The following is a 19,332-nucleotide window of genomic DNA, read 5'->3' as shown; positions in this document are numbered from 1 at the left end:
CGGGGATCCAGCCGGCGGAGGGGATGCTGGCACGGCTTTGACGCTAGCACTGGACGGCTGAGCGAACCCCCGGCCCCCGCCCTCCCTGGGCAGGGTTCCGGCAAAGTCGATCGCTGCCGCGGGGCTCCGTGGTCGAAGTGGCGCTGTGAGCCGCCGGCCGGGTGTCGCGAATGACTCATTCGGGACGTGCCAGGTCCCCAATGACTCATTCGCGACCTTCGACAGCGCGGCAAACCTCGGCGACCAGCGTCGCAGCAGTCAAGGAGGGCGGGCCGGGGACTCGGGCGGACCTGCGCGCCCGGAGTCCGGGCGCGACTTCGCCGACCCCCGCCACTCCCAGGGGGGGGCGTCCCCGAGTCCAGTCTACCGGCGGCCAACGACAATCCGAGCCTCAGCAGCCCCAGGGGCGCCGAGTTGTCCACATTCAGCCTTGCCTGTGGACGACCGACCTTCGTCCATGACATCCCGCAGGCCGGCCACCGCGCAAAGTCCTCAACCCTGCTTGCGGACCGACTGGGCCGCCTTGGCATAGCCGTCCGCAAGGCCGAACACCTTCTGCGCGTACTCCGTCGAGTTGTTGTACGACAGGATCCCCGCCCACCAGCCCGACGGGCTCGCCATGTCCCGGCCGCCCGCGCACAGGTAGCGGGCCGCCGCCAGGGCGGCGTCGTCGATCTGCTGGGGGTCGCCGAGGCCGTCGCCGTTGCCGTCGGAGGCCCACTTGCGCCACGTGCCCGGGATGAACTGCATCGGGCCGACCGCGCGGTCGACGCCCGCGTCGCCGTCGTAGCGGCCGCCGTCCGTGTCGCCGATCGCCTGGACGCCCGACGAGCCGTCGAGCGGGACGCCGATGATCGGCTTCGACGGGCGGCCGTCCGCGCCGAGCACCGCGCCGGCGTACTGGCCGTGGTTGGACTCGATCCGGCCGATGCCGGCCAGGGTCGCCCACGAGATCCGGCAGTTCGGCTGGTTCGCGCGCATCGCCAGCTCGGCGTTGCCGTAGGCCGACAGCGCCCGCGCCGGGACGCCGGTGACCGCCGCGACCTGGCTCGCCCACTGCGCGAGCGTCGCCGGGCCGGTCTCGCGCGAACGGGCCTGCTGGGGGGTGGTCTGCTGGTCGGCGCCACCGGCCACCGCGCCACCGGCCGGGGCGACCGACCCCGGGCGGACGTCGGCCGCCTTGACCTGCAGAGCGGGGATTTCGGTGGTGGTCGGGCTCGCCTCGGGCGTCGCGGCACGGGTGACGAGCCAGACGCCGCCGCCGGCGACCGCCAGCACGGCGAGGACGACGACCAGCCGGGTGAGGACGGCCACACCCGCGGAGCGCGGCGACGGTGCCGGGGCTGCGGGGGCGGCTTCGTCGACGGCGTCGATCCGGTCGTCCTCGGTCTTTCCGGTACTCCTGCGCACGAAACTCCCGGTTCTCCGGCGTGATGTCGACGACTGCTCAACGAGCCCGCGCAGGTTAGCGTTACGCGGGCCGTCAAGATCCTCTCACCACGCCGGTTCACCCGGCCGTGTGGAACTCAGGCGGACTTCTGCTGGCGCGCGAGCCGCGCCACGCACCAGGCCGGGGCGCTGCCGCGGCGCAGGTGCTGCAGGACGGTCATCGGCCCGAGCCGGCGGCTCAGGTCGGACGGCGCGAGCCCGGCCGCCCGGTAGTCGAGGGCCCGCTGGTCGAGCGGGCTGATGCCGGCGTCCCACCACTCCTCGGCCTCGGCGACCCCGCCGACCATCTGCCACCAGCCCGCGGCGGCCGTGAGCAGCTCTTCGGGCACCTCCGGCAGCCGGCTGCGCATCGCGTCGAGGTAACCGGGGTCGGCCGATTCGACCGGGACGAACCGCGACGGTCCGGACCGGGCGCGCTGGCCGGGGATGCCCGGGGCGGCTGGGGGAGCGTCGGCCAGCCACGCGGACGCGATGCGGTCGACTTCCTGCTCCTCCGGGGTCCGCTCGCGCTCGGCGGCCCACTGCCGGATCAACGCGTCCACTCCGGGATCTCCGGTCATCCCTGCCTCCTTGGTAGGTCCCCGACGGACAGGCCCTGACGCCTGTCCCACGCGGTGGTGCCGCACGCACCAACCTGCACCTTGCTGAGTGGAAACTGCCTGCGTATCGGGGTTCTCCGAGGGGGTGGCGAACCACCCGATCACGCAATGTGAGCACCGTAGGGCCGGGGTGGTCTTCTTCGCCAGACCCCGGGTGCCACGAATTCGCCGACCTGCGCGTTTTGAGGCGCAATCCACCCGGATGGTCGAGCGTGGAGTCCGAAATCCGAGATTGGTGACGCTGGGTGATTTACCGTCCGCTAACACGCACGGTAGCCACCGGCGCCGCCCGAAGCGGGGCCGGTGCGCGGGTGCGGCAGGTCAGGAGAAGAGCGCCCGGAAGAACGTGACGATCGCTTCGGCGCCGTCCTTGAGCCAGCCGAGGACGCGGTGCACGAAGTCGGCGGACTGGTGGGGCTGGGTGATGAGGAAGAAGAGCACGAGCGCGACCACACCGACGATGAGGATCTTCTTCACGCCGCCCGACATGTGCTTCCTCCCCGGCTCGCCGTCCCCGTCCTGGGAGTGGCCACCCCAATACTCTAGGGAAGGCGTGCCCGGAAGACACCTCGATCAACCCAGGGAGCGGCGATGACCGGCAGCGTGCTCGTCCAGCGCGACGGCGTGGTGACCACGATCACCATCGACCGGCCGTCCGCGCGCAACGCCGTCGACGGGCCCACCGCGGCCGAGCTGGCCGCCGCCTTCCGCGCCTTCGACGCCGACCCGGACGCCGCGGTGGCGGTGCTGACCGGGGCCGGCGGCACGTTCTGCGCGGGCGCGGACCTCAAGGCGATCGGCACTGACCGGGTGAACCGGACTCACCCGGACGGGGACGGCCCGATGGGACCCACCCGGATGAGGCTCGGCAAGCCGGTGATCGCGGCGGTGCACGGGCACGCCGTCGCGGGCGGGCTGGAGCTGGCGCTGTGGTGCGACCTGCGCGTCGCGGACGCCACGGCGGTGTTCGGCGTGTTCTGCCGCCGCTGGGGCGTCCCGCTGATCGACGGCGGCACGGTGCGGCTGCCGCGCCTGATCGGCCAGTCCCGGGCGATGGACCTGATCCTCACCGGGCGCCCGGTCGAGGCCGCCGAGGCCCTGGACATCGGCCTGGCGAACCGCCTGGTCCCGGCCGGTCAAGCCGTCTCGGCGGCCCAGGAGCTGGCCCGCCGGCTGGCGTCATTCCCGCAGGCCTGCCTGCGCGGCGACCGCCGTTCGGCACTCCGGCAGTGGGGAGAGTCCGAAGAGGACGCCCTCACCGCGGAGTTCGCCGCGGCGATGGGCACGGGCGTCCTGGCCGCGGAAGCGGTCGACGGCGCGGCCCGCTTCGCGGGCGGCGAAGGCCGGCACGGCAGTTTCGCGTGATTGAAGGGTCATCACGCGTGATTCGAGGGTCATCACCCGTGATTGCGGGGTCGACACGGCGAAATCCCCGGACCCGGTCGTGTCGCCCCTCCAATCACGCGTATCGACCTTTCAATCACGTGTGTCGACCGCTCAGTCACGGGTGAGGCCTCTTTCGGCGCGGGTGCCGTGGTTCCGGTCGAGCGGCCGATAGGGTCTCCGGATGGACGACGAGGTCTCCGGAGTCGTGCTCCGGCCCGTGGCCGAGGCCGATCTCGAGCTGCTCGAACGGCTGACCAACGATCCCGCCGCGACGGGCGAGCACCAGTGGTTCGGCTGGCACGACCCCGGTTACCTGCGCCGACGGTGGCACGAGACCGGGATGCTCACCACCGAGAACGGCATGCTGGTGCCGACGCTCGGCGGCCGCGTCCTCGGGCTGGTCTCCTGGCACCGCAGCCGCACCGGGCCGACGTCCTTCTGCTGGAACATGGGCCTGGTCCTGGTCCCGGAAGCCCGCGGCCACGGCTACGGCACCGAGGCCCAGCGGCTGCTCGTCGAATACCTCTTCGCGCACACGCAGCTGAACCGCGTCGAAGCGACGACCGAGATCGGCAACCGCGCCGAACAGCGCTCGCTCGAGAAGGCCGGGTTCACGCGCGAAGGCGTCCTACGCGGCTACGGCTTCCGGGACGGCGAGTGGCGCGACAGCGTCGTCTACTCGGTCGTGCGCTCCGACCTCGCGAAGAGCTAGGCGATCACCCCGGCTTCGCGCAGCGCACCGAGGTCCGTGACGCCCAGTTCGGCGAGCACCGCCTCGGTGTCGGATCCCTTGGCGTGCGGGGCTTCCGGCGTCTCCGGCGGCGTCCGGTCGAACCGCGGCGCCGGGGCGGGCTGGACCATGCCGCCGATCTCGACGAACGTGCCGCGCGCGGCGTTGTGCGGGTGGGACGGCGCTTCCGTCGGCGAGAGCACCGGCGTCAGGCACGCGTCGGTGTCTTCGGCGCGGGCGACGAGCTCGTCGCGGGTGTGCTGGGCGATGGCTCGGGCGACGATCTCGCGCAGCTTCGGCCACTGCGTCCGGTCGACGTGCGGCGGCAGTTCGTCGGCGTTCAGCTCCAGCACGCGGACGAGGTCGCCCCAGAACCGCATCTCGATCGCGCCGACGGCGACGTACTTGCCGTCCGCGGTTTCGTAGGTGTCGTAGAACGGCGCGCCGCCGTCGAGCATGTTTTCGCCGCGCTCCTCCGACCAGAGGCCGGCCGCCTTGATGCCGTGCAGGCTCGTGGTGAGCAGCGCGGCGCCGTCGACCATCGACGCGTCGACCACCTGGCCGCGGCCCGAGGTGTTCCGTTCGTACAGCGCGGCCAGGATGCCCATCGCCAGCAGCAGCCCGCCACCGCCGAAGTCGCCGACGAGGTTGAGCGGCGGCACCGGCCGCTCCCCCGCGCGGCCGATCGGCTCGAGGGCGCCGGCGATGCCGATGTAGTTGATGTCGTGCCCGGCGGCCTGGGACAGGGGGCCGTCCTGGCCCCAGCCGGTCATCCGGCCGTAGACGAGCCGCGGGTTGCGGGCGTGCACGACGTCGGGGCCGAGCCCGATCCGCTCGGCGACGCCCGGGCGGAAACCCTCGATGAGCACGTCGGCCGTGTCGCACAGCTTCAGCACCAGCTCGACGCCCTCGGGGGTCTTGGTGTTGATGCCGACCGACCGGCGGCCGCGCGCGAGCGGGTCGGTCCCGATGCCGAGGATGTCCTCCCCCGGCTGGGCGCGGTCGACGCGGACGACGTCGGCGCCGAGGTCGGCGAGGATCATCGTGGCGAACGGCCCCGGCGCGAGGCCGGCGAGTTCCACCACCTTCAGGCCGCTGAGCGGACCTGCTTTCATGAGCAACCCTTTCAGAGCGAGCGGGAGATGATTTCCTTCATGATCTCGCTGGTGCCGCCGAAGATCCGGGAGATCCGGACGTCGGCCCAGGCACGCGCGATCGGGTACTCGGTCATGTAGCCGTAGCCGCCGAAGAGCTGCAAGCAGTCGTCGATGACCTTGTTGACGCGCTCGGTGGTCCACAGCTTCGCCATCGCCGCGCCCTGGACGTCGAGTTCGCCGCGCAGGTGCCGTTCGACGCACTGGTCGAGGAACGCCCGCGCCACCGCGGCCTCGGTCGCGGCTTCGGCGAGGGTGAACTTGGTGTTCTGGAAGGAGAAGATCGGCCGGCCGAACGCCGTGCGCTCCTTGGTGTACTCGAGCGTGAGGTCGACCGCCGCCTCCAGGCCGGCCACCGCGGTGACGGCGATGATCAGCCGTTCCTGCGGCAGCTGCTGCATCAGCTGGACGAAACCCTGGCCTTCGGCGTCGCCGAGCAGGTTGGCGGCCGGCACGCGGACGTCGTCGAAGAACAGCTCGGAGGTGTCCTGGCCCTTCATCCCGACCTTGTCGAGCACGCGGCCGCGGCGGAAGCCGGGTGTGTCGGTCTCGACCACGAGCAGCGAGACGCCCTGGGCGCCGGCGTCCGGGTCGGTCTTGCAGGCGACGATCACGAGGTCGGCGTGGAAGCCGTTGGTGATGAAGGTCTTCGCGCCGTTGAGGACGTAGTGGCCGCCGTCGCGCACCGCGCGTGTCTTGATCCCCTGCAGGTCGGAGCCGGTGCCGGGCTCGGTCATCGCGATCGCGCCGACCATCTCGCCGGTGGCCAGCTTCGGCAGCCACTCCCGCTTCTTCTCCTCCGAGGCGTAGGCGAGCAGGTAGTGCGCGACGATTCCATTGTGGACGGTGACGCCCCACGCGCTGTCGCCGGCGCGGGACTGCTCTTCGTAGAGCACGGCCTCGTGCGCGAACGTGCCGCCGCCCCCGCCGTACTCCTCGGGGATGGACAGGCAGAGCAGGCCGACGTCGCCGGCCTTGGTCCACAGCTCGCGGTCGGCCTTCTTCTGCGCGGCCCAGCGTTCCTGGTGCGGGACGACCTCCTTCTGCAGGAAGGACCGCGACAACTCGCGGAGGTCTTCGAGCTCGGTCGTGCTCCACGAGCTCTTCGGGAGTTGCAACGGCACGGGACCCTCCTGCTGGAAAACATGACGACCGGCATGTAAGTTCTGGTCGGAATGTACATCCGTTCCGGCCGGTCGGTAAAGCAGGGAGGCCGCGGTGACCGAGACGGCGCACCGGACCCAGGCGCAGCGGCGCGAACAGACCCGCACGGCGCTGCTGGACGCGACCATCGACTCGCTGGTCGAGGTCGGCTACGCGCGCACCTCGGTCCAGGAGATCTGCGCCCGGGCGGGCGTGTCGAAGGGCGCGGTGCAGCACCACTTCACCGCGAAGGCCGAGCTGATGGCGGCCGCGGTCGAGCACCTGACGACGAAGCTGCGCCGCCGGCTCGCGGCCTCGCTGGACGCCCTGCCCGGCGGCGGCACCGGCGTCGCCGCGGCGATCGACCTGCTGTGGGCCGGCTACTCCGGCACGCTCTCGACCGCCGTCACCGAGCTGTGGGTCGCCGCCCGCACCGACCCCGAGCTGCGCGCGGCCATCCGCCCGGTCGACCGCGCGCTCGGCCGCGCCACGCTCGAACACGTCACCCAGGTCGCCGGCGAGCTCCCGCCCGAACGCGCCGAAATGCTCTTCTGGCTCACCGTGAACCTGACTCGAGGGCTCGCCCTGGACGCCGAACTCGGCGGCGACCCGAACCGGCGCCGCCAGCTGCTGGAGGAGTGGAAGCGCATCGCCGTTCTGCTCTACCAGGACGCCACCACTGCGCCGAGCTGACCAGCGCGGCACCACAACGCTGTTTTGCCCCTTATCCCGCGGGCGGATTCGTGGTCCAATCCCCCGGAAAGAGGGGAGCTCCGATGACCGCCACGCCGTATCCCTACTCTTACGGCCCTCCCCCGGCGCAGCCGCCCCAGCCGGCACCCGCCGACCCGGGCGCGCTGTTCCGGCTGCTCGCCGGGATCCTCGGCGTCCTCGCCGCGGCCCTCGTGGTGGCCGGGTCGTTCCTGCCGCAGACGTCGTTCGAGCAGGTCTTCAACGGCAAGACCGAGAGCAAGCAGACGATCAGCGCGTGGTCGCGGTCGTTCGACGTCGAACCCGGCGACGAGGCGAAGAAGTTCTACGAGAACACCCACGTCGCCCGCTACGGGATCCCGCTGACCACCGGCGCCGTGGTGCTGCTGGCCGGGGCCGGGCTGGCGTTCGCCGGCGCGCGGCGCTCGGCGGGGCCCGGGCTGCGCTCGGGCGCGCGGACGGCACTGGTCGCCGGCGGCGCCGGGGTCGCCGCGGCGGTGTGGATGCTCGGCATGGACGTCTCGGCGACGTTGAGCTACGAGTCCGACCAGAGCGGGCTCCAGTCGCACTACGCGACCGGGACCGGGTTCTGGGTGCTGCTCGGCGGCGGGGTCGTCGCCCTGGTGGCGCTGATCTTCGCGGTGCTGGCCGGGCGCCGGGCCCCCGCCGCGGCGCCGGCCGGGCCGTACCAGCAGCAGTCGCGGCCCTACCCCGTGCCGCCCCAGCAGTACGCGGGAGCGCAGCCGTACCCCGGCGCGCAGCCTTACCAACCGTCGCAGCCTTTCGCCGCGGAGGCGGGTCCGTCGTACCCGGGCGGGACGCCGTCGCAGCCCTTCCCCGCGCAGGCCGCCGGTCCGCAGTATCCGGGCGGGACGCCGCCCTTCGCCGGGCCGCCGTCGCAGCCGTTCCCGGCCCAGCCGCACCCGGCCCAGTCCGGCGAGGCAGCGCCGCCGTCGCAGCCGTTCCCCGCGCAGCCCGGCGGGGTGTCGTCGCGGCTCGACGACCCCTACGGCGGCGTCACGCAGGCGCAGTCGCACCCGGCGCAGCAGCCGCCCACGTCGCCGACCGAGCCGAACTACCAGCTGCCGCCCCTGAACCCACCCAAGACGTGAATCTTATTCACATCAGGCTGGACATCTGACGTACCGACGGTATGGTGAACTCGTCGGTAACCCCTGCGCGACGTCGCGCGGACTCCGCCGGAACGGAGACGTCATGACCAGCACGACCCCCGCGAAGCCGAGCGAAGACACCCCGTTGCCGCCGACGGTCGGTGGTGTCGCCGGGGCGCCGGACTCGGCGCGGGCGGCCCGGCTCGTCGCCCGCGTGGCGGGCGGTGCCGACTCGGCACCGATCCGCATGCGCGCGCCCTTCACCAGGCAACCGATCGCGACCCTGCCGCAGGCCACCGACGCCGACGTCCGCGCGGTGTTCGCCGGCGCGCGGGCCGCCCAGCGGAGGTGGGCCGACCGCTCCCCCGCCGAGCGCGCCCGGGTGCTCACCCGCCTGCACGACCTCGTGCTCGCCCGGCAGGAGGAGGTGCTCGACCTGGTCCAGGTCGAAGCGGGCAAGGCCCGGCTCGACGCGTTCGACGAGGTCAGCGCGACCGCGCTCGTCGCGGCCTACTACGGCAAGCACGCCGCGAAGATCCTCGCCCCGCGGCGCGTCGTCGGCGTCATCCCCGGCCTGACCCGCGCGGGCGAGGTCCGGCACCCGAAGGGCGTCGTCGGGATCATCTCGCCGTGGAACTACCCCCTCGCCCTCACCGCGATGGACGTCCTCCCGGCGCTGGCCGCCGGCAACGCCGTGGTGCAGAAGCCGGACAACCAGACCGCGCTCTCGGCGCTGTGGCTGCACGAGCTCGCCGAGGAGGCCGGGCTGCCGGCCGGGACCTGGCAGATCGTGCTCGGCCGCGGGTCGAAGATCGGCACCGCGCTGATCGAGGAGTCGGACTACCTCTGCTTCACCGGTTCCACGCCGACCGGCAAGGAACTGGCCGGGCAGGTGGCGAAGCGGCTGACGTCGTACTCGCTGGAGCTCGGCGGCAAGAACCCGATGATCGTGCTGCCCGACGCCGACGTCGCGAAGGCCGCGACGGGCGCGGTGACGGCGTGCTTCTCCTCGGCCGGGCAGCTGTGCGTGTCGGTCGAGCGGATCTACGTCCACGAGGACATCCGCGAGGAGTTCACCCGGGCGTTCGTGGCCCGGACCGCGGCTTTGCGCCTCGGTGGCGCCCTGGACTACCAGGCGCAGATGGGGTCGCTGACGTCGGAAGAGCAGCTCGCGGCGGTGTCGGCGCATGTCGAGGACGCCCGCGCGAAGGGCGCTTCGGTGCTCACCGGCGGCCGCGCCCGGCCCGACCTCGGCCCGCTGTTCTACGAGCCGACGGTGCTTTCCGGCGTCACCCCCGAGATGCTGCCGTTCGCCGAGGAGACGTTCGGGCCGGTCGTGTCGATCTACGGCTACACCGACGTCACCGACGCCATCGACCGGGCCAACGACACGCCGTTCGGCCTCAACGCCAGCGTCTGGTCCCGCAACGGCCGCGCGGGCTGGGAGGTCGCGGCCCGGCTCAAGGCCGGCACGGTCAACGTCAACGAGGGCTACGCGGCGACGTTCGGCAGCGTCGGCGTCCCGATGGGCGGGATGAAGGACTCCGGCGTCGGCCGCCGCAACGGCGCCGAGGGCCTGCTGAAGTACACGGAGTCCCAGTCGATCGCCCTGCAGCGCGGCCTGGCCCTGCGGCCACCGCGCGCGGTCCCGGGTTCGCTGTGGTCCCGCGCCATGACGTTCGGCCTCAAGGCCCTCCGCCGCCTCCCCCGCTGACGTGATCGAAGGGTCAGCACGCGTGATTGAAGGGTCATCTCACGTGATTTGAGGGTCGACACGGCGAAACCGGCAAGCCCGGCCGTGTCGACCCTTCAATCACGCGTGTCGACCTTCCAATCACGCGAGTCGACCCTCTGATCACGCGGTGGGGGCCGTGAGGAGGCCGCGGTCGTAGGCGATCGCCACCGCTTCCGCGCGGCGGCTCGCGCCGAGTTTCGCCATCACGCGGGAAAGGTGGACGCTTACCGTTTTCTCGCTGATGTAGAGCTCCTCGCCGACCTGGCGGTTCGTGCGGCCCAGGGCGACGCGCTCGAGGACGTCGCGCTCGCGGTCGGTCAGCGGGTCGGTGACCGCGCGGGCCGGGGCCTGCGGTTCGGCGCCCGCCAGCTCGACGCGGGCGCGGTGCGCCAGGTCGCGGACGGCGTCGCGCAGCGGGATCGCGCCCAGGCGGACCGCCACCGCGTGGGCCGCTTCGAGGGCGGGGCGAGCGTCGGCGTCCGCGGCCAGCAACGCTTCGGCCTCGTGCCAGCGGCAGATCGCCTGCTCGTACACCGCGCCGTAGCCGAACGCCTCCGCCGCGGCCGCCCACTTCGCCGCGTCACCCCGGCCCGGCAGGCAGGACGCCGCCGCTTCCAGGCGGGCCAGCCACGCCCGGCCCTCCGGCCCGAGCGTCCCCGATCGCGGCTGCCCGACGACCGAGCACATCCGGCCGTGCGCCAGCATCCGCTCGCCCGCCGCCACCGCGGCGCCGGCCGCGGCCTGGTCGCCGCGGATCCGGGCGTCGGCGGCCAGCGCGGCCGCGGCGGACACGCCGAGCGCGGCGGCCCGGATGCCGGCCAGCAGGCCGGGCTCGATGCGCTCCAGCCAGCCGATCAGGTCTTCGGCCTCACGCACGGCCTCGGCGTAGTCCCCCCGCCAATACGCCAGCTCGATGCAAGCGCCCCCAGCCGACAGCGGAATCTGCATGTCCGCCGACCAGTGCTGCCGCAGCCCGCCGAGCAGCTTCGCGGCTTCGTCGAACCGACCGCGGGCGACGACGAACAGCGCCCAGATGGCGAGGATCCGCGCGGCGACCGCGCCGGACACCCCGCGCCCGGCCTGGCCGGCGCTCTCGTCGGGCCAGTCGCCCATCAGGTAGCGCAGCATCAGCTGCCGCGCCCGCAGCTCCAGCCCGTAGACGCTCCAGCTCAGCCCGGCTTCTTCCGCCCGCGCGACGCCCCGCGCGGCGTTCTCCAGCGCTTCGGCGAACTCGCCCTGGTCGTCGTAGCTCAAGGAGAGGAAGTAGGTCGCGCGGATCTCGGTGTTGCACGCGCCCACGGAGCGCGCCTTGCGCTCGGCCTGGCGCAGCCGCTCCCGGGCCTCGACGGAGTCGCCCCGCGAGTCGGCCAGCGTGCCCAGGGTGACCAGCGCCGACGCCTCCGCGCCCGCCGCGTTCACGGCCCGCCCGTCGGCGACCGCGGTGAGCGCGCTTTCGAGCGCCGCCTCGGGTTGTTCGAGGATCCGGAGGAACCCGGCACGGCTGGCCAGCACCCAGGCGCGGGTTCCGCTCGGCTCGGTGTCCTTGACCAGGTCCCAGGCGCGGTCGATGGCGGCGACGGCCTCGTCGAGAGTGCCTTCCAGGGCGAGCAGCGCGTCCGCCAGCCGACGCCACACCTTCGCGGCCCGGTCGGTCGGGATCTCCGGAGTCAGCGCCTGGGTGGCCGACCTGGCGAACGCGGCGGCCCGCTCGGGCTCGCCGGACGTCCCCGCGAAGTACGACGCTTCGTACAGCAGCTGCAGCTCGTCGACCCCTTCGGGCCGGTCCGCCGGCGCGACGGCGTCCCAGATGGACAGTGCCTGTTCGACGTGCTGCAGCGCCGACCCGGGCGCGCCCAGCTTCTCGGCTTCGTTCATCGCGCGCAGCAACGCCGGCAACGCGGTGACCAGGTCGCTGCTCTGCAACGAGTGGTAGGCCAGCTTCGCGTCGTGCCCGCGGCCCTGCGGCCGCGCCTTGATGCGGGCGGCATAGGCCGCGTGCGTCCGCGACCGCTCCCCCGGCAGCAAGTCGCCGTACACCGCTTCCTGAAGCAACGCGTGCCGGAAGATGTAGGAGCCGTCCGAGAGCACCACCAGCACGTGGTGCTGGACGGCCTCGCGCAGCGCCTCGTCGAGTTCGAGCTCCCCCAGCTCGCAGACCGCGGCGAGCGCGGCGTGCATCACCGGCTCGGTGGCCACCGAGAGCACGCGGACCACGCGGCGGACGTCCGGCGAAAGCCGCTCGAGCCGGGACAGCAGCACCTCGGCCAGCCCGGCGGGCAGGTCGTTGCCCTCGGTCTTCGTGGCGAGCAGCTCCTCGGCGAAGAACGGGTTGCCCTGGGAGCGGGCGACGATGTCGGCCACGACGTCGGCGGACAGCGGCTCGTCGGCCAGCGCTTCGACGAACTTGCGGGCGTCGACGGCGCCGAAGGGCTGCAGGTCGACGCGCTCGACCGTGGCGAGCCGGACCAGCTCGGAGAGGAGCCCGCGCAGCGGGTGACGCCGGTGGACGTCCTCCTCGCGGTAGCTGCCCACGACCAGCAGCCGCTGCGCCCGCAACCTGCTGAGCAGGAAGGACAGCAGGTTGCGGGTCGAGGCGTCGGCCCAGTGGAGATCCTCGAGCAGGATCACCACCGGGCCCGCCTGCGCGACCTCGGTCAGCACCCCCAGTACCGCGTCGAACAACTGCAGCTGACCGAGATCCTGCTCCAGCCGGGGACGCACCATGGTCTCCCGGTCGTTGGAGGTCATCGGCGGGTGCTCGGCCGCCAGGGGCTCCTCGAAGCCCTGCCCCTGCGGCAGCAGCCGCAGGAGCGCGGGCCGGGCGCGCACCGCGGCGGCGACCACCGGGTCCGCCGAGCTGCCCAGCGGGGCGAGCGCTTCGGCGAACGGAAGATAAGGAAGACCGCCCTCGCGGACGTCGATGCAGCGGCCGGTGAGCACCAGCCCGCCGCACGCCTCGGCGTGCTCGCCGAGCGCGGTCAGCAGCCGGGTCTTGCCGACCCCGGCGTCCCCCGAGAGCAGCACCGCGCCGGCTTCGCCACGTTCTGCCCTGGCGAAGGCGGCGCGGAGCCGCCGCATCTCGTGGGTACGGGCGACGAGCGGGATTCCGGAGCCGAGTCGGGGCACGAGGAGCATTCTGACTCACACCACCGACAGTTTCCGACCGCTTATCGCCTTCGACACCATCTCTGTGCCCTTACCGGGCGGTTTCGGCGGTCGCCCGCGTGGCCTCCCGGCGCTGCTGTGCCGGTACCTCGACGTCCGTCCTCGCGGCCCTGAAGTGGCGGGCGGCGCGGCGGGCGCGGGCGGCCCAGGCGCTGCGCCCGGCCTTCCGCAGTTCCTCGGCCCGGTAGGCGGCCTCGGCTCGGACCGCGTCGAGCAGCAGATCGCTGTGCATCGTGTTCCCCTGTCCCTGAGTTCTCCGGTTCGGTAGCACTCAGGTTCGTCCTGAGGGGGCACCTCAGGCATCGGGTGATCACGCAGGCCTCCCGCGAAAAGACCCCTTACTCCCGGCCGAGCCCAGCTCGGCGAGGGTAAGGGGTCTTTTCCAAGCGACTCAGTCGCGCGCCGGGCCGCCGGTCCGCACCGCGGCCAGCAGCCCCCGCCAGCCCGACGAAGGCAGGCGGAACGCACCCCCTTCGGGGTCCTTCGAGTCGCGCACGGCGGCACCGCCGGCGACGAACGCCACCTCGACGCAGTCGTTGCCGCCGCCGCTGTAGCTGCTCTTGCGCCACCGCGCCCCGGAGAGTTCGGCTTCCATGGTCCCCACTCCTTACTGTGTCCTCGGTTCCAGTTGGTGCACCGGAGCCGGTACGGCCGCCTGTTCGGCGAACCGGCCGGCGGCCTCGGCGATCAGCGCCACCGAGTCGTCCGGTTTCAGTGCGGCCGCGCGCAGATGGTCGAACATCAGCCCGTAGCGCCGGACGTCTGTGGGTTCTTCCAGGTAGAGGCCGCTGGACGTGCTGTCGTCGACGTAGACGACGTCCGGGTCGGCCTGCTCCGGGAAGCCCATGATCAGGAAGGGCCCCTCCATGCCGGGGTGCGCGCCGGCCCCGAACGGCACGACCTGGATGGTCACGTTCGGCTTCTCGGCGACCGCAACCATGCGGTAGAGCTGCTCGGCCATCACCTCGGGGCTGTCGACGACCCGGTGCAGCACGGCTTCGTCCATCACCGCCCAGTACTCCGGCGGCGGTGTCTCGGACAGCAGTTCCTGGCGCGCCATCCGGGCGGCGACGCGGCGCCGGATCTCGGCGTCTTCGGCGTCCGGCCGCAGCGCGCGGATCACCGCGCGGGCGTACCGCTCGGTCTGCAGCAGCCCGGGCACCAGCAGGGCCTGGAACGCGCACAGTGAGCTCGCGTCGGCTTCCAGCCCGACGAAGGTGCCGGTGAACACCTCGTTGTAGGCGTGCCACCAACCGCGTTTGCGGGCTTCCCGGGCCAACTGGACGAGCGCCTCCTGCTCGTCACCGGTGATGCCGTAGAGGGCCAGCATGTCCCGGGCGTCGCGCGGGGTCACCCCGACGTGGCCGGTCTCGATGCGGCTGATCTTCGAGGCGGAGCACTCGAGCTTCTCGCCCACCTCGTCGATGGTGAGGTCCGCGGCTTCGCGGAGCCGGCGCAGCTCGCCGGCCAGCCTCCGGCGGCGGACCGTGGGGCTTTGTCCCCTTGCCATCGCGGCACCTCCGGATGTCGGACGGCGTCGTAGCCGTTCGCGTGGACCATTGACGCGGCACCGATTCCCGGCACCGGGTCTGCAATTTGCAGAATGCTTCTGTATCCTCGCAGCCTGCACTGCGAAGCACGGCGTGACCTAAGCGGACACTCGCGTCCCCTGTGGTCACGACCGGCCTCTGAGCAGGGTAGACGATGATCGCCGGAAGTGCCGCGCGGCGATTCGGCGAAGGGGTCCGGGGCCGTCCCCCGATCGGTCCCGGCCCCCGACGCCCGGGCGGGATGCCCTTTTCCCGTCATGAATATGCGGGGTATTCGTCGCTCGAAAGGGTGATTTCCCGGCGAACTTCACCAGACGCGCTTCACAAGACGCGCAACAGTCCTTCTTGGACGACCGTCGCGATGAGCGTGCCGTCCGCGGCGAAGAACCGGCCGGTGGCCAGGCCGCGGGCCCCGGACGCGGTGGGCGACGCGCTGTCGTAGAGGAACCACTCGTCGGCGCGGAACGGCCGGTGGAACCACAGCGCGTGGTCGAGGCTCGCACCGAGCACCTTGTCGGTGTCCCAGTAGACGCCGTGGCGGGCGAGCACCGAGTCCAGCAGGGTCATGTCCGAGGCGTAGGTGAGCACGCAGACGTGCAGCAGCCGGTCCGCGGGCAGCTTGCCGTCGGCCCGCATCCACACCTGGTTGCGCGAGGGCCGCTCGCCGGTCTCGCGGGTGATCCACGGGGGCTCGTTGACGTACCGGACGTCGATCGGCCGCGGCCGGGCGTGCGCGCCGATCGCGTAGCCCTCGGCGCGCTCCATCAGCGTCGGCAACGTCTCCGGCGCCGGGATGCCCTCCGGCATGGCCTCGGAGTGCTCGATGCCCGGTTCGTCCTTCTGGAACGACGCCGAGAGCGAGAAGATCGCCTTGCCGTGCTGGATGGCGACCACCCGGCGGGTGGTGAACGACCGGCCGTCCCGGATCCGGTCGACCTCGTAGACGATCGGCACGCTGGGGTCGCCGCCGCGGATGAAGTACGCGTGCAGCGAGTGGACCCGGCGCTCCTCGGGGACCGTGCGCCCGGCGGCGACGAGCGCCTGGCCGGCGACCTGCCCGCCGAACACCCGCACCGGCGAGTGGGCGGGCGAAACGCCGCGGAAGATGTTCTCTTCGATCTTCTCGAGGTCGAGCAGCGCGATCAGGCGGTCCAGCACGGGCTGGCCGCCACCCGGGATCTCCAGTTCGGTGGCGGCCGTCCTGGCCAATTCAGTCATGCCAGGACCCTACGTCCATACTGAGCGGTCGGTCTCTCAAGCGTGGTCGTCTTCACCGAGCCGGTGCACGCGGATGAGGTTGGTCGACCCGATGGTCCCCGGCGGCGAACCCGCCACGATGACGACCAGGTCGCCCTTCTGGTACTTGCCCATCTCCAGCATGGCGTGGTCGACCTGCTGGATCATCTGGTCGGTGGAGTTGACCTTCGGCACGATGTGGGTGTTGGTGCCCCAGGTCATCGACAGCTGGTCGCGCACGCACTCTTCGGGGGTGAACGCCAGCAGCGGCAGCCGCGTGTGCAGCCGCGCGAGGCGGCGCACGGTGTCACCGGACTGCGTGAAGGCGACCAGGGCCTTGGCGTTGAGGCGCTCGCCGATGTCGCGGGCGGCGTAGGAGATGACGCCGCGCTTGGTGCGCGGGACGTGCGAGAGCGGCGGCACGATCGGCGAGTCGGTCTCGACCGCCTCGATGATCCGGCCCATCGTCTGCACGGTCTCGATCGGGTACCGGCCGACGCTGGTCTCGCCGGACAGCATCACCGCGTCCGTGCCGTCGAGGACCGCGTTCGCGACGTCGGAGGCCTCGGCGCGGGTCGGCCGGGAGTTGTTGATCATCGACTCGAGCATCTGGGTCGCGACGATGACCGGCTTGGCGTTCTCGCGGCAGATCTGGATGGCGCGCTTCTGCACCAGCGGAACCTGCTCCAGCGGTAGCTCGACGCCGAGGTCGCCGCGGGCGACCATCACCGCGTCGAAGGCCAGCACGATGGCCTCGAGGTTGTAGACGGCCTCGGGCTTCTCGATCTTGGCGACGACCGGCAGCCTGCCCTTGCCGACGCGGTCCATCACCTGGTGGACCAGGTCGATGTCGGCCGGCGAGCGGACGAAGGACAGGGCGATGAAGTCGACGCCCAGCTCGAGCGCGAACTCGAGGTCCTCGATGTCCTTCTCGGACAGCGCCGGCACGGAGACGTCCATGCCGGGCAGCGAGACGCCCTTGTTGTTGCTGACGGGACCGCCCTCGGTCACCTCGCAGACCACGTCCGGGCCCTCGACGCCCTTGACCACCAGGCCGACCTTGCCGTCGTCGACGAGCAGCCGGTCACCGGGCTTGGCGTCCTTGGCGAGGCCCTTGTAGGTGGTCGAGACGCGGTCGTGGGTGCCGGCGACGTCCTCGACGGTGATCCGGACCACGTCGCCGTTGTGCCACTCGACCGGCCCGCCGGCGAACGTGCCCAGGCGGATCTTCGGGCCCTGCAGGTCGGCGAGGATGCCGACCGCGCGGCCGCTCTCCGCGGCCGCGGCCCGGATGAGGTCGTAGACCTCCTTGTGGTCGCTGTGGCTGCCGTGGCTGAAGTTCATTCTGGCCACGTCCATGCCCGCGTCGACGAGGGCCCGCATCTTCTCCGGCGTTGCGGTGGCGGGACCCAGGGTACAAACGATCTTCGCGCGTCGGCTCACGTCCGCACAGCGTAGTCCCTCTTCGCGCGTTCGTCTGTACCGATACCGAATGTTCAAGAAAGTGTTCAGAAACTTCCCTGGTCGAGGGTGTTATCGGCGCGGCCGCTCGCTCGGCCCGACCCGGTCGCGGGCCCACTCGTTGAACTCGCGCAGCTGCCGCCAGGCCTTGCGGACCCGGTCGAGGGCGGCCCGCTCGTGCAGGGCGTCGTCGGGCTCCCAGCCGCGCACGGCGTACACCGAGCGGTGGCGCAGCAGGTCCAGGCGCGGGTGGCCGGCGTCGAACCCGCGGGGCTTCGACTTCAGCCGGTCGCCCTTGATCTCCCAGCCGGCGCGTTCGAGCTTCGCGAGGATCTTCCGCAGGGCCTCGCCGTGCAGCTCGGTGTCGACGGCCTGCCGGAACCGGGCGAGCTGGTCGGACTCCAGGTGGAAGCAGCCGCCGCCGACGCGCAGGCCGGCCGGGCCGACCTCGACGTAGTACGCGCCGCCGCCCCGGCCCTGCTCGATCACCGCGCCGCAGTGTGTCTTGTACGGCGTCTTGTCCTTGGCGAAGCGGACGTCGCGGTAGGGGCGGAACACCTTGGGCTCGCCGAAGCCGTCGGAGAACTCGGGGGCCAGCTCGGCCAGCAGGGCCTCCATGGGCGCCCGGACGTCGGTCCGGTAGGTCTCGACGTGGTCGTCCCAGTAGGGCTTGGAGTTGTCCTCGACCAGGCCGTCGTAGAAGTCGATGGCGTACTCGCCGAATCCGCTGAACTTCACGCCCGCGACCCTAATCGCGCGGAGCGGCCGGTTTTGTCGGTCCCCCGGCGTAGCGTGCCCGCCATGACGCACGAGGAGTACTTCGCGGCGCTCGCCGAACCACGCCGGGGCGAGCTGCGGACGCTGCACGCGCTCATCCGGGAGTCGGCGCCGGATCTCGAGCCGACGATGGAGTTCGGCACGCCCGGCTACGGCCGGTACCACTACCGGTACGCCTCGGGCCGGGAAGGCGACGCCGCGACCGTGTCGATGGCGAGCCGAAAGAACTCCATCTCGCTCTATGTCTCCTGCATGGCGGGCGACCGCTACCTGCCGGAGCTGTTCGCCGACCGGCTGCCGAAGGCCTCGGTCGGGAAGAGCTGCGTCCGGTTCGAGCGGCTGTCCGATGTGGACCTGACGGTGCTCGGCGAACTGCTGCGCGCGGCGGCGCGGCACCCACCCGCCGGAGCGGTCTGAAAGCCGGCGCGGAGGGCAGTATTCCTTGACAGGAATATGCCCGGCGGAGCAGATTCCAGGGGTGATGCGGACCTTCGACGTGCTGGCCGAACCCCGGCGCCGGACCATCCTCGACCTGCTGCGGGACGGCGAGCGTTCGGTGGGCGAGCTGGTCGGCGAGCTGAACCTGAGCCAGCCGGCGGTGTCGAAGCACCTGCGCGTGCTGCGCGAGGCGGGGCTCGTCACGGTGCGGGTGGCGGCGCAGCGCCGGTGCTACGCACTCCGGCCCGAGCCGCTGGCGGAGGTCGACGCCTGGCTGGCGCCCTACCGCCGCTTCTGGTCGGACCGCCTCGACGCGCTGGAACACCGCCTGGACGAGACCTGAGACGGCCGGTCCTCAGCCGAACGTGATGCCGCGGTCGGCCGCGCGGCGCTCGCCCCACTCGTAGAGCGCCTGCAGGGCCGGGCGGAGCTCCTCCCCCACCTCCGTCAGGTGGTACTCGACGTGCGGGACCCGGCCGTCGAACTCCTCGCGGCGGACGATGCCGTCCGCCGCCAGCTCGCGCAGCTGCTGGGTCAGCATCTTCTCGCTCACGCCCGGCATCCGGCGCCGCAGCTCGCCGTAGCGGTGGGCGCCTTCCTTGAGGTGCGCCAGGATCACCGGTTTCCACTTGCCGCCGATCAGGTCGACGGCCAGCTCGGCCGCGCAGTGGTAGCGCTTCATCCGT

The 19,332-nt window shown here is 72.1% G+C and carries 20 protein-coding genes; 7 read left to right on the top strand and 13 right to left on the bottom strand.

Annotated features, from left to right (window positions below):
• Nucleotides 1-492: 492 nt before the first annotated feature.
• The 3 genes from AB0G28_RS30255 to AB0G28_RS30245 form a co-directional block, all read right to left on the bottom strand.
• Nucleotides 493-1,410, bottom strand: coding sequence for a lytic murein transglycosylase (locus AB0G28_RS30255; protein ID WP_361096465.1), 918 nt, complete (start codon nt 1,408-1,410; stop codon nt 493-495).
• Between the two features lie 116 nt (nt 1,411-1,526).
• A complete protein-coding gene (locus AB0G28_RS30250) occupies nt 1,527-2,009 on the bottom strand; it encodes a helix-turn-helix transcriptional regulator (protein WP_361096462.1) in 483 nt (160 codons plus the stop codon).
• A gap of 360 nt (nt 2,010-2,369) precedes the next feature.
• The gene (locus AB0G28_RS30245; RefSeq protein WP_167441725.1) at nt 2,370-2,537 is read right to left on the bottom strand and encodes a hypothetical protein; all 168 of its coding nucleotides are present in this window, start codon (nt 2,535-2,537) and stop codon (nt 2,370-2,372) included.
• A 102-nt stretch (nt 2,538-2,639) separates the two neighbouring features.
• On the opposite strand from AB0G28_RS30245, the gene AB0G28_RS30240 reads away from it, so the two are divergent.
• The gene (locus AB0G28_RS30240; protein WP_361096459.1) at nt 2,640-3,413 is read left to right on the top strand and encodes a crotonase/enoyl-CoA hydratase family protein; all 774 of its coding nucleotides are present in this window, start codon (nt 2,640-2,642) and stop codon (nt 3,411-3,413) included.
• A gap of 202 nt (nt 3,414-3,615) precedes the next feature.
• Complete coding sequence (locus tag AB0G28_RS30235; protein ID WP_361096456.1) at nt 3,616-4,146, top strand: GNAT family protein; 531 nt, start codon at nt 3,616-3,618, stop codon at nt 4,144-4,146.
• Here AB0G28_RS30235 and AB0G28_RS30230 read toward each other — a convergent pair.
• Nucleotides 4,143-5,279 (bottom strand): CaiB/BaiF CoA-transferase family protein, encoded by a 1,137-nt coding sequence (locus AB0G28_RS30230; RefSeq protein ID WP_361096453.1) that lies wholly within the window; start codon nt 5,277-5,279, stop codon nt 4,143-4,145. The genes AB0G28_RS30235 and AB0G28_RS30230 overlap by 4 nt on opposite strands.
• An 11-nt stretch (nt 5,280-5,290) precedes the next feature.
• Nucleotides 5,291-6,442 (bottom strand): acyl-CoA dehydrogenase family protein, encoded by a 1,152-nt coding sequence (locus AB0G28_RS30225; RefSeq protein WP_361096450.1) that lies wholly within the window; start codon nt 6,440-6,442, stop codon nt 5,291-5,293.
• Nucleotides 6,443-6,536: 94 nt separating this feature from the next.
• Here AB0G28_RS30225 and AB0G28_RS30220 point away from each other — a divergent pair, with 94 nt between their 5' ends.
• The 3 genes from AB0G28_RS30220 to AB0G28_RS30210 all read left to right on the top strand — a co-directional run bounded on the left by AB0G28_RS30220 (nt 6,537) and on the right by AB0G28_RS30210 (nt 9,998).
• Nucleotides 6,537-7,154, top strand: a complete 618-nt coding sequence (locus AB0G28_RS30220; protein WP_361096447.1) for a TetR/AcrR family transcriptional regulator — start codon at nt 6,537-6,539, stop codon at nt 7,152-7,154.
• An 83-nt stretch (nt 7,155-7,237) separates the two neighbouring features.
• On the top strand, nt 7,238-8,284 hold the full coding sequence (locus AB0G28_RS30215) for a hypothetical protein (RefSeq protein ID WP_361096444.1): 1,047 nt from the start codon (nt 7,238-7,240) through the stop codon (nt 8,282-8,284).
• 103 nt (nt 8,285-8,387) lie between these two features.
• A complete protein-coding gene (locus AB0G28_RS30210) occupies nt 8,388-9,998 on the top strand; it encodes a succinic semialdehyde dehydrogenase (RefSeq protein WP_361096441.1) in 1,611 nt (536 codons plus the stop codon).
• A 141-nt stretch (nt 9,999-10,139) separates the two neighbouring features.
• Here AB0G28_RS30210 and AB0G28_RS30205 read toward each other — a convergent pair whose 3' ends face one another.
• The 7 genes from AB0G28_RS30205 to AB0G28_RS30175 all read right to left on the bottom strand — a co-directional run bounded on the left by AB0G28_RS30205 (nt 10,140) and on the right by AB0G28_RS30175 (nt 18,169).
• The gene (locus AB0G28_RS30205; protein WP_361096438.1) at nt 10,140-13,154 is read right to left on the bottom strand and encodes an AAA family ATPase; all 3,015 of its coding nucleotides are present in this window, start codon (nt 13,152-13,154) and stop codon (nt 10,140-10,142) included.
• A 61-nt stretch (nt 13,155-13,215) separates the two neighbouring features.
• The gene (locus AB0G28_RS30200; protein WP_093953007.1) at nt 13,216-13,416 is read right to left on the bottom strand and encodes a hypothetical protein; all 201 of its coding nucleotides are present in this window, start codon (nt 13,414-13,416) and stop codon (nt 13,216-13,218) included.
• 159 nt (nt 13,417-13,575) lie between these two features.
• Nucleotides 13,576-13,779, bottom strand: a complete 204-nt coding sequence (locus tag AB0G28_RS30195; protein ID WP_361096434.1) for a DUF397 domain-containing protein — start codon at nt 13,777-13,779, stop codon at nt 13,576-13,578.
• Between the two features lie 12 nt (nt 13,780-13,791).
• The gene (locus tag AB0G28_RS30190; protein WP_361096431.1) at nt 13,792-14,694 is read right to left on the bottom strand and encodes a helix-turn-helix transcriptional regulator; all 903 of its coding nucleotides are present in this window, start codon (nt 14,692-14,694) and stop codon (nt 13,792-13,794) included.
• A 361-nt stretch (nt 14,695-15,055) separates the two neighbouring features.
• The gene (locus AB0G28_RS30185; RefSeq protein ID WP_361096428.1) at nt 15,056-15,952 is read right to left on the bottom strand and encodes an acyl-CoA thioesterase II; all 897 of its coding nucleotides are present in this window, start codon (nt 15,950-15,952) and stop codon (nt 15,056-15,058) included.
• 36 nt (nt 15,953-15,988) lie between these two features.
• Entirely contained in the window at nt 15,989-17,413 is a 1,425-nt protein-coding gene (pyk, locus tag AB0G28_RS30180; RefSeq protein WP_361096425.1) for a pyruvate kinase, read from the bottom strand.
• Between the two features lie 90 nt (nt 17,414-17,503).
• Nucleotides 17,504-18,169, bottom strand: a complete 666-nt coding sequence (locus AB0G28_RS30175) for a DUF2461 domain-containing protein (protein WP_361096422.1) — start codon at nt 18,167-18,169, stop codon at nt 17,504-17,506.
• A gap of 63 nt (nt 18,170-18,232) precedes the next feature.
• Between AB0G28_RS30175 and AB0G28_RS30170 the strand changes: the two genes are divergently transcribed.
• The gene (locus AB0G28_RS30170) at nt 18,233-18,625 is read left to right on the top strand and encodes a DUF1801 domain-containing protein (protein WP_361096419.1); all 393 of its coding nucleotides are present in this window, start codon (nt 18,233-18,235) and stop codon (nt 18,623-18,625) included.
• A gap of 64 nt (nt 18,626-18,689) precedes the next feature.
• Nucleotides 18,690-18,989 carry a metalloregulator ArsR/SmtB family transcription factor gene (locus tag AB0G28_RS30165; protein WP_361096603.1) on the top strand — a complete coding sequence of 100 codons (300 nt, stop codon included), beginning with the start codon at nt 18,690-18,692 and terminating at the stop codon, nt 18,987-18,989.
• A 12-nt stretch (nt 18,990-19,001) separates the two neighbouring features.
• Here AB0G28_RS30165 and AB0G28_RS30160 read toward each other — a convergent pair whose 3' ends face one another.
• The gene (locus AB0G28_RS30160) at nt 19,002-19,328 is read right to left on the bottom strand and encodes a helix-turn-helix domain-containing protein (RefSeq protein WP_361096415.1); all 327 of its coding nucleotides are present in this window, start codon (nt 19,326-19,328) and stop codon (nt 19,002-19,004) included.
• Between the last annotated feature and the right edge of the window lie 4 nt (nt 19,329-19,332).

This window comes from Amycolatopsis sp. NPDC021455 (assembly GCF_040640995.1).
Classification (GTDB): domain Bacteria; phylum Actinomycetota; class Actinomycetes; order Mycobacteriales; family Pseudonocardiaceae; genus Amycolatopsis.
This window is presented reverse-complemented; position numbering and strand designations above follow the sequence as displayed.

What these genes read in the sequence shown, in the direction of transcription:
- AB0G28_RS30250 (WP_361096462.1), bottom strand. Translation starts at nt 2,009, where the DNA reads ATGACCGGAGATCCCGGAGTGGACGCGTTGATCCGGCAGTGGGCCGCC.
- AB0G28_RS30245 (WP_167441725.1), bottom strand. Translation starts at nt 2,537, where the DNA reads ATGTCGGGCGGCGTGAAGAAGATCCTCATCGTCGGTGTGGTCGCGCTC.
- AB0G28_RS30240 (WP_361096459.1), top strand. Translation starts at nt 2,640, where the DNA reads ATGACCGGCAGCGTGCTCGTCCAGCGCGACGGCGTGGTGACCACGATC.
- AB0G28_RS30235 (WP_361096456.1), top strand. Translation starts at nt 3,616, where the DNA reads ATGGACGACGAGGTCTCCGGAGTCGTGCTCCGGCCCGTGGCCGAGGCC.
- AB0G28_RS30230 (WP_361096453.1), bottom strand. Translation starts at nt 5,279, where the DNA reads ATGAAAGCAGGTCCGCTCAGCGGCCTGAAGGTGGTGGAACTCGCCGGC.
- AB0G28_RS30215 (WP_361096444.1), top strand. Translation starts at nt 7,238, where the DNA reads ATGACCGCCACGCCGTATCCCTACTCTTACGGCCCTCCCCCGGCGCAG.
- AB0G28_RS30210 (WP_361096441.1), top strand. Translation starts at nt 8,388, where the DNA reads ATGACCAGCACGACCCCCGCGAAGCCGAGCGAAGACACCCCGTTGCCG.
- AB0G28_RS30205 (WP_361096438.1), bottom strand. Translation starts at nt 13,154, where the DNA reads ATGCTCCTCGTGCCCCGACTCGGCTCCGGAATCCCGCTCGTCGCCCGT.
- AB0G28_RS30200 (WP_093953007.1), bottom strand. Translation starts at nt 13,416, where the DNA reads ATGCACAGCGATCTGCTGCTCGACGCGGTCCGAGCCGAGGCCGCCTAC.
- AB0G28_RS30195 (WP_361096434.1), bottom strand. Translation starts at nt 13,779, where the DNA reads ATGGAAGCCGAACTCTCCGGGGCGCGGTGGCGCAAGAGCAGCTACAGC.
- AB0G28_RS30190 (WP_361096431.1), bottom strand. Translation starts at nt 14,694, where the DNA reads ATGGCAAGGGGACAAAGCCCCACGGTCCGCCGCCGGAGGCTGGCCGGC.
- AB0G28_RS30185 (WP_361096428.1), bottom strand. Translation starts at nt 15,952, where the DNA reads ATGACTGAATTGGCCAGGACGGCCGCCACCGAACTGGAGATCCCGGGT.
- AB0G28_RS30170 (WP_361096419.1), top strand. Translation starts at nt 18,233, where the DNA reads ATGACGCACGAGGAGTACTTCGCGGCGCTCGCCGAACCACGCCGGGGC.
- AB0G28_RS30165 (WP_361096603.1), top strand. Translation starts at nt 18,690, where the DNA reads ATGCGGACCTTCGACGTGCTGGCCGAACCCCGGCGCCGGACCATCCTC.
- AB0G28_RS30160 (WP_361096415.1), bottom strand. Translation starts at nt 19,328, where the DNA reads ATGAAGCGCTACCACTGCGCGGCCGAGCTGGCCGTCGACCTGATCGGC.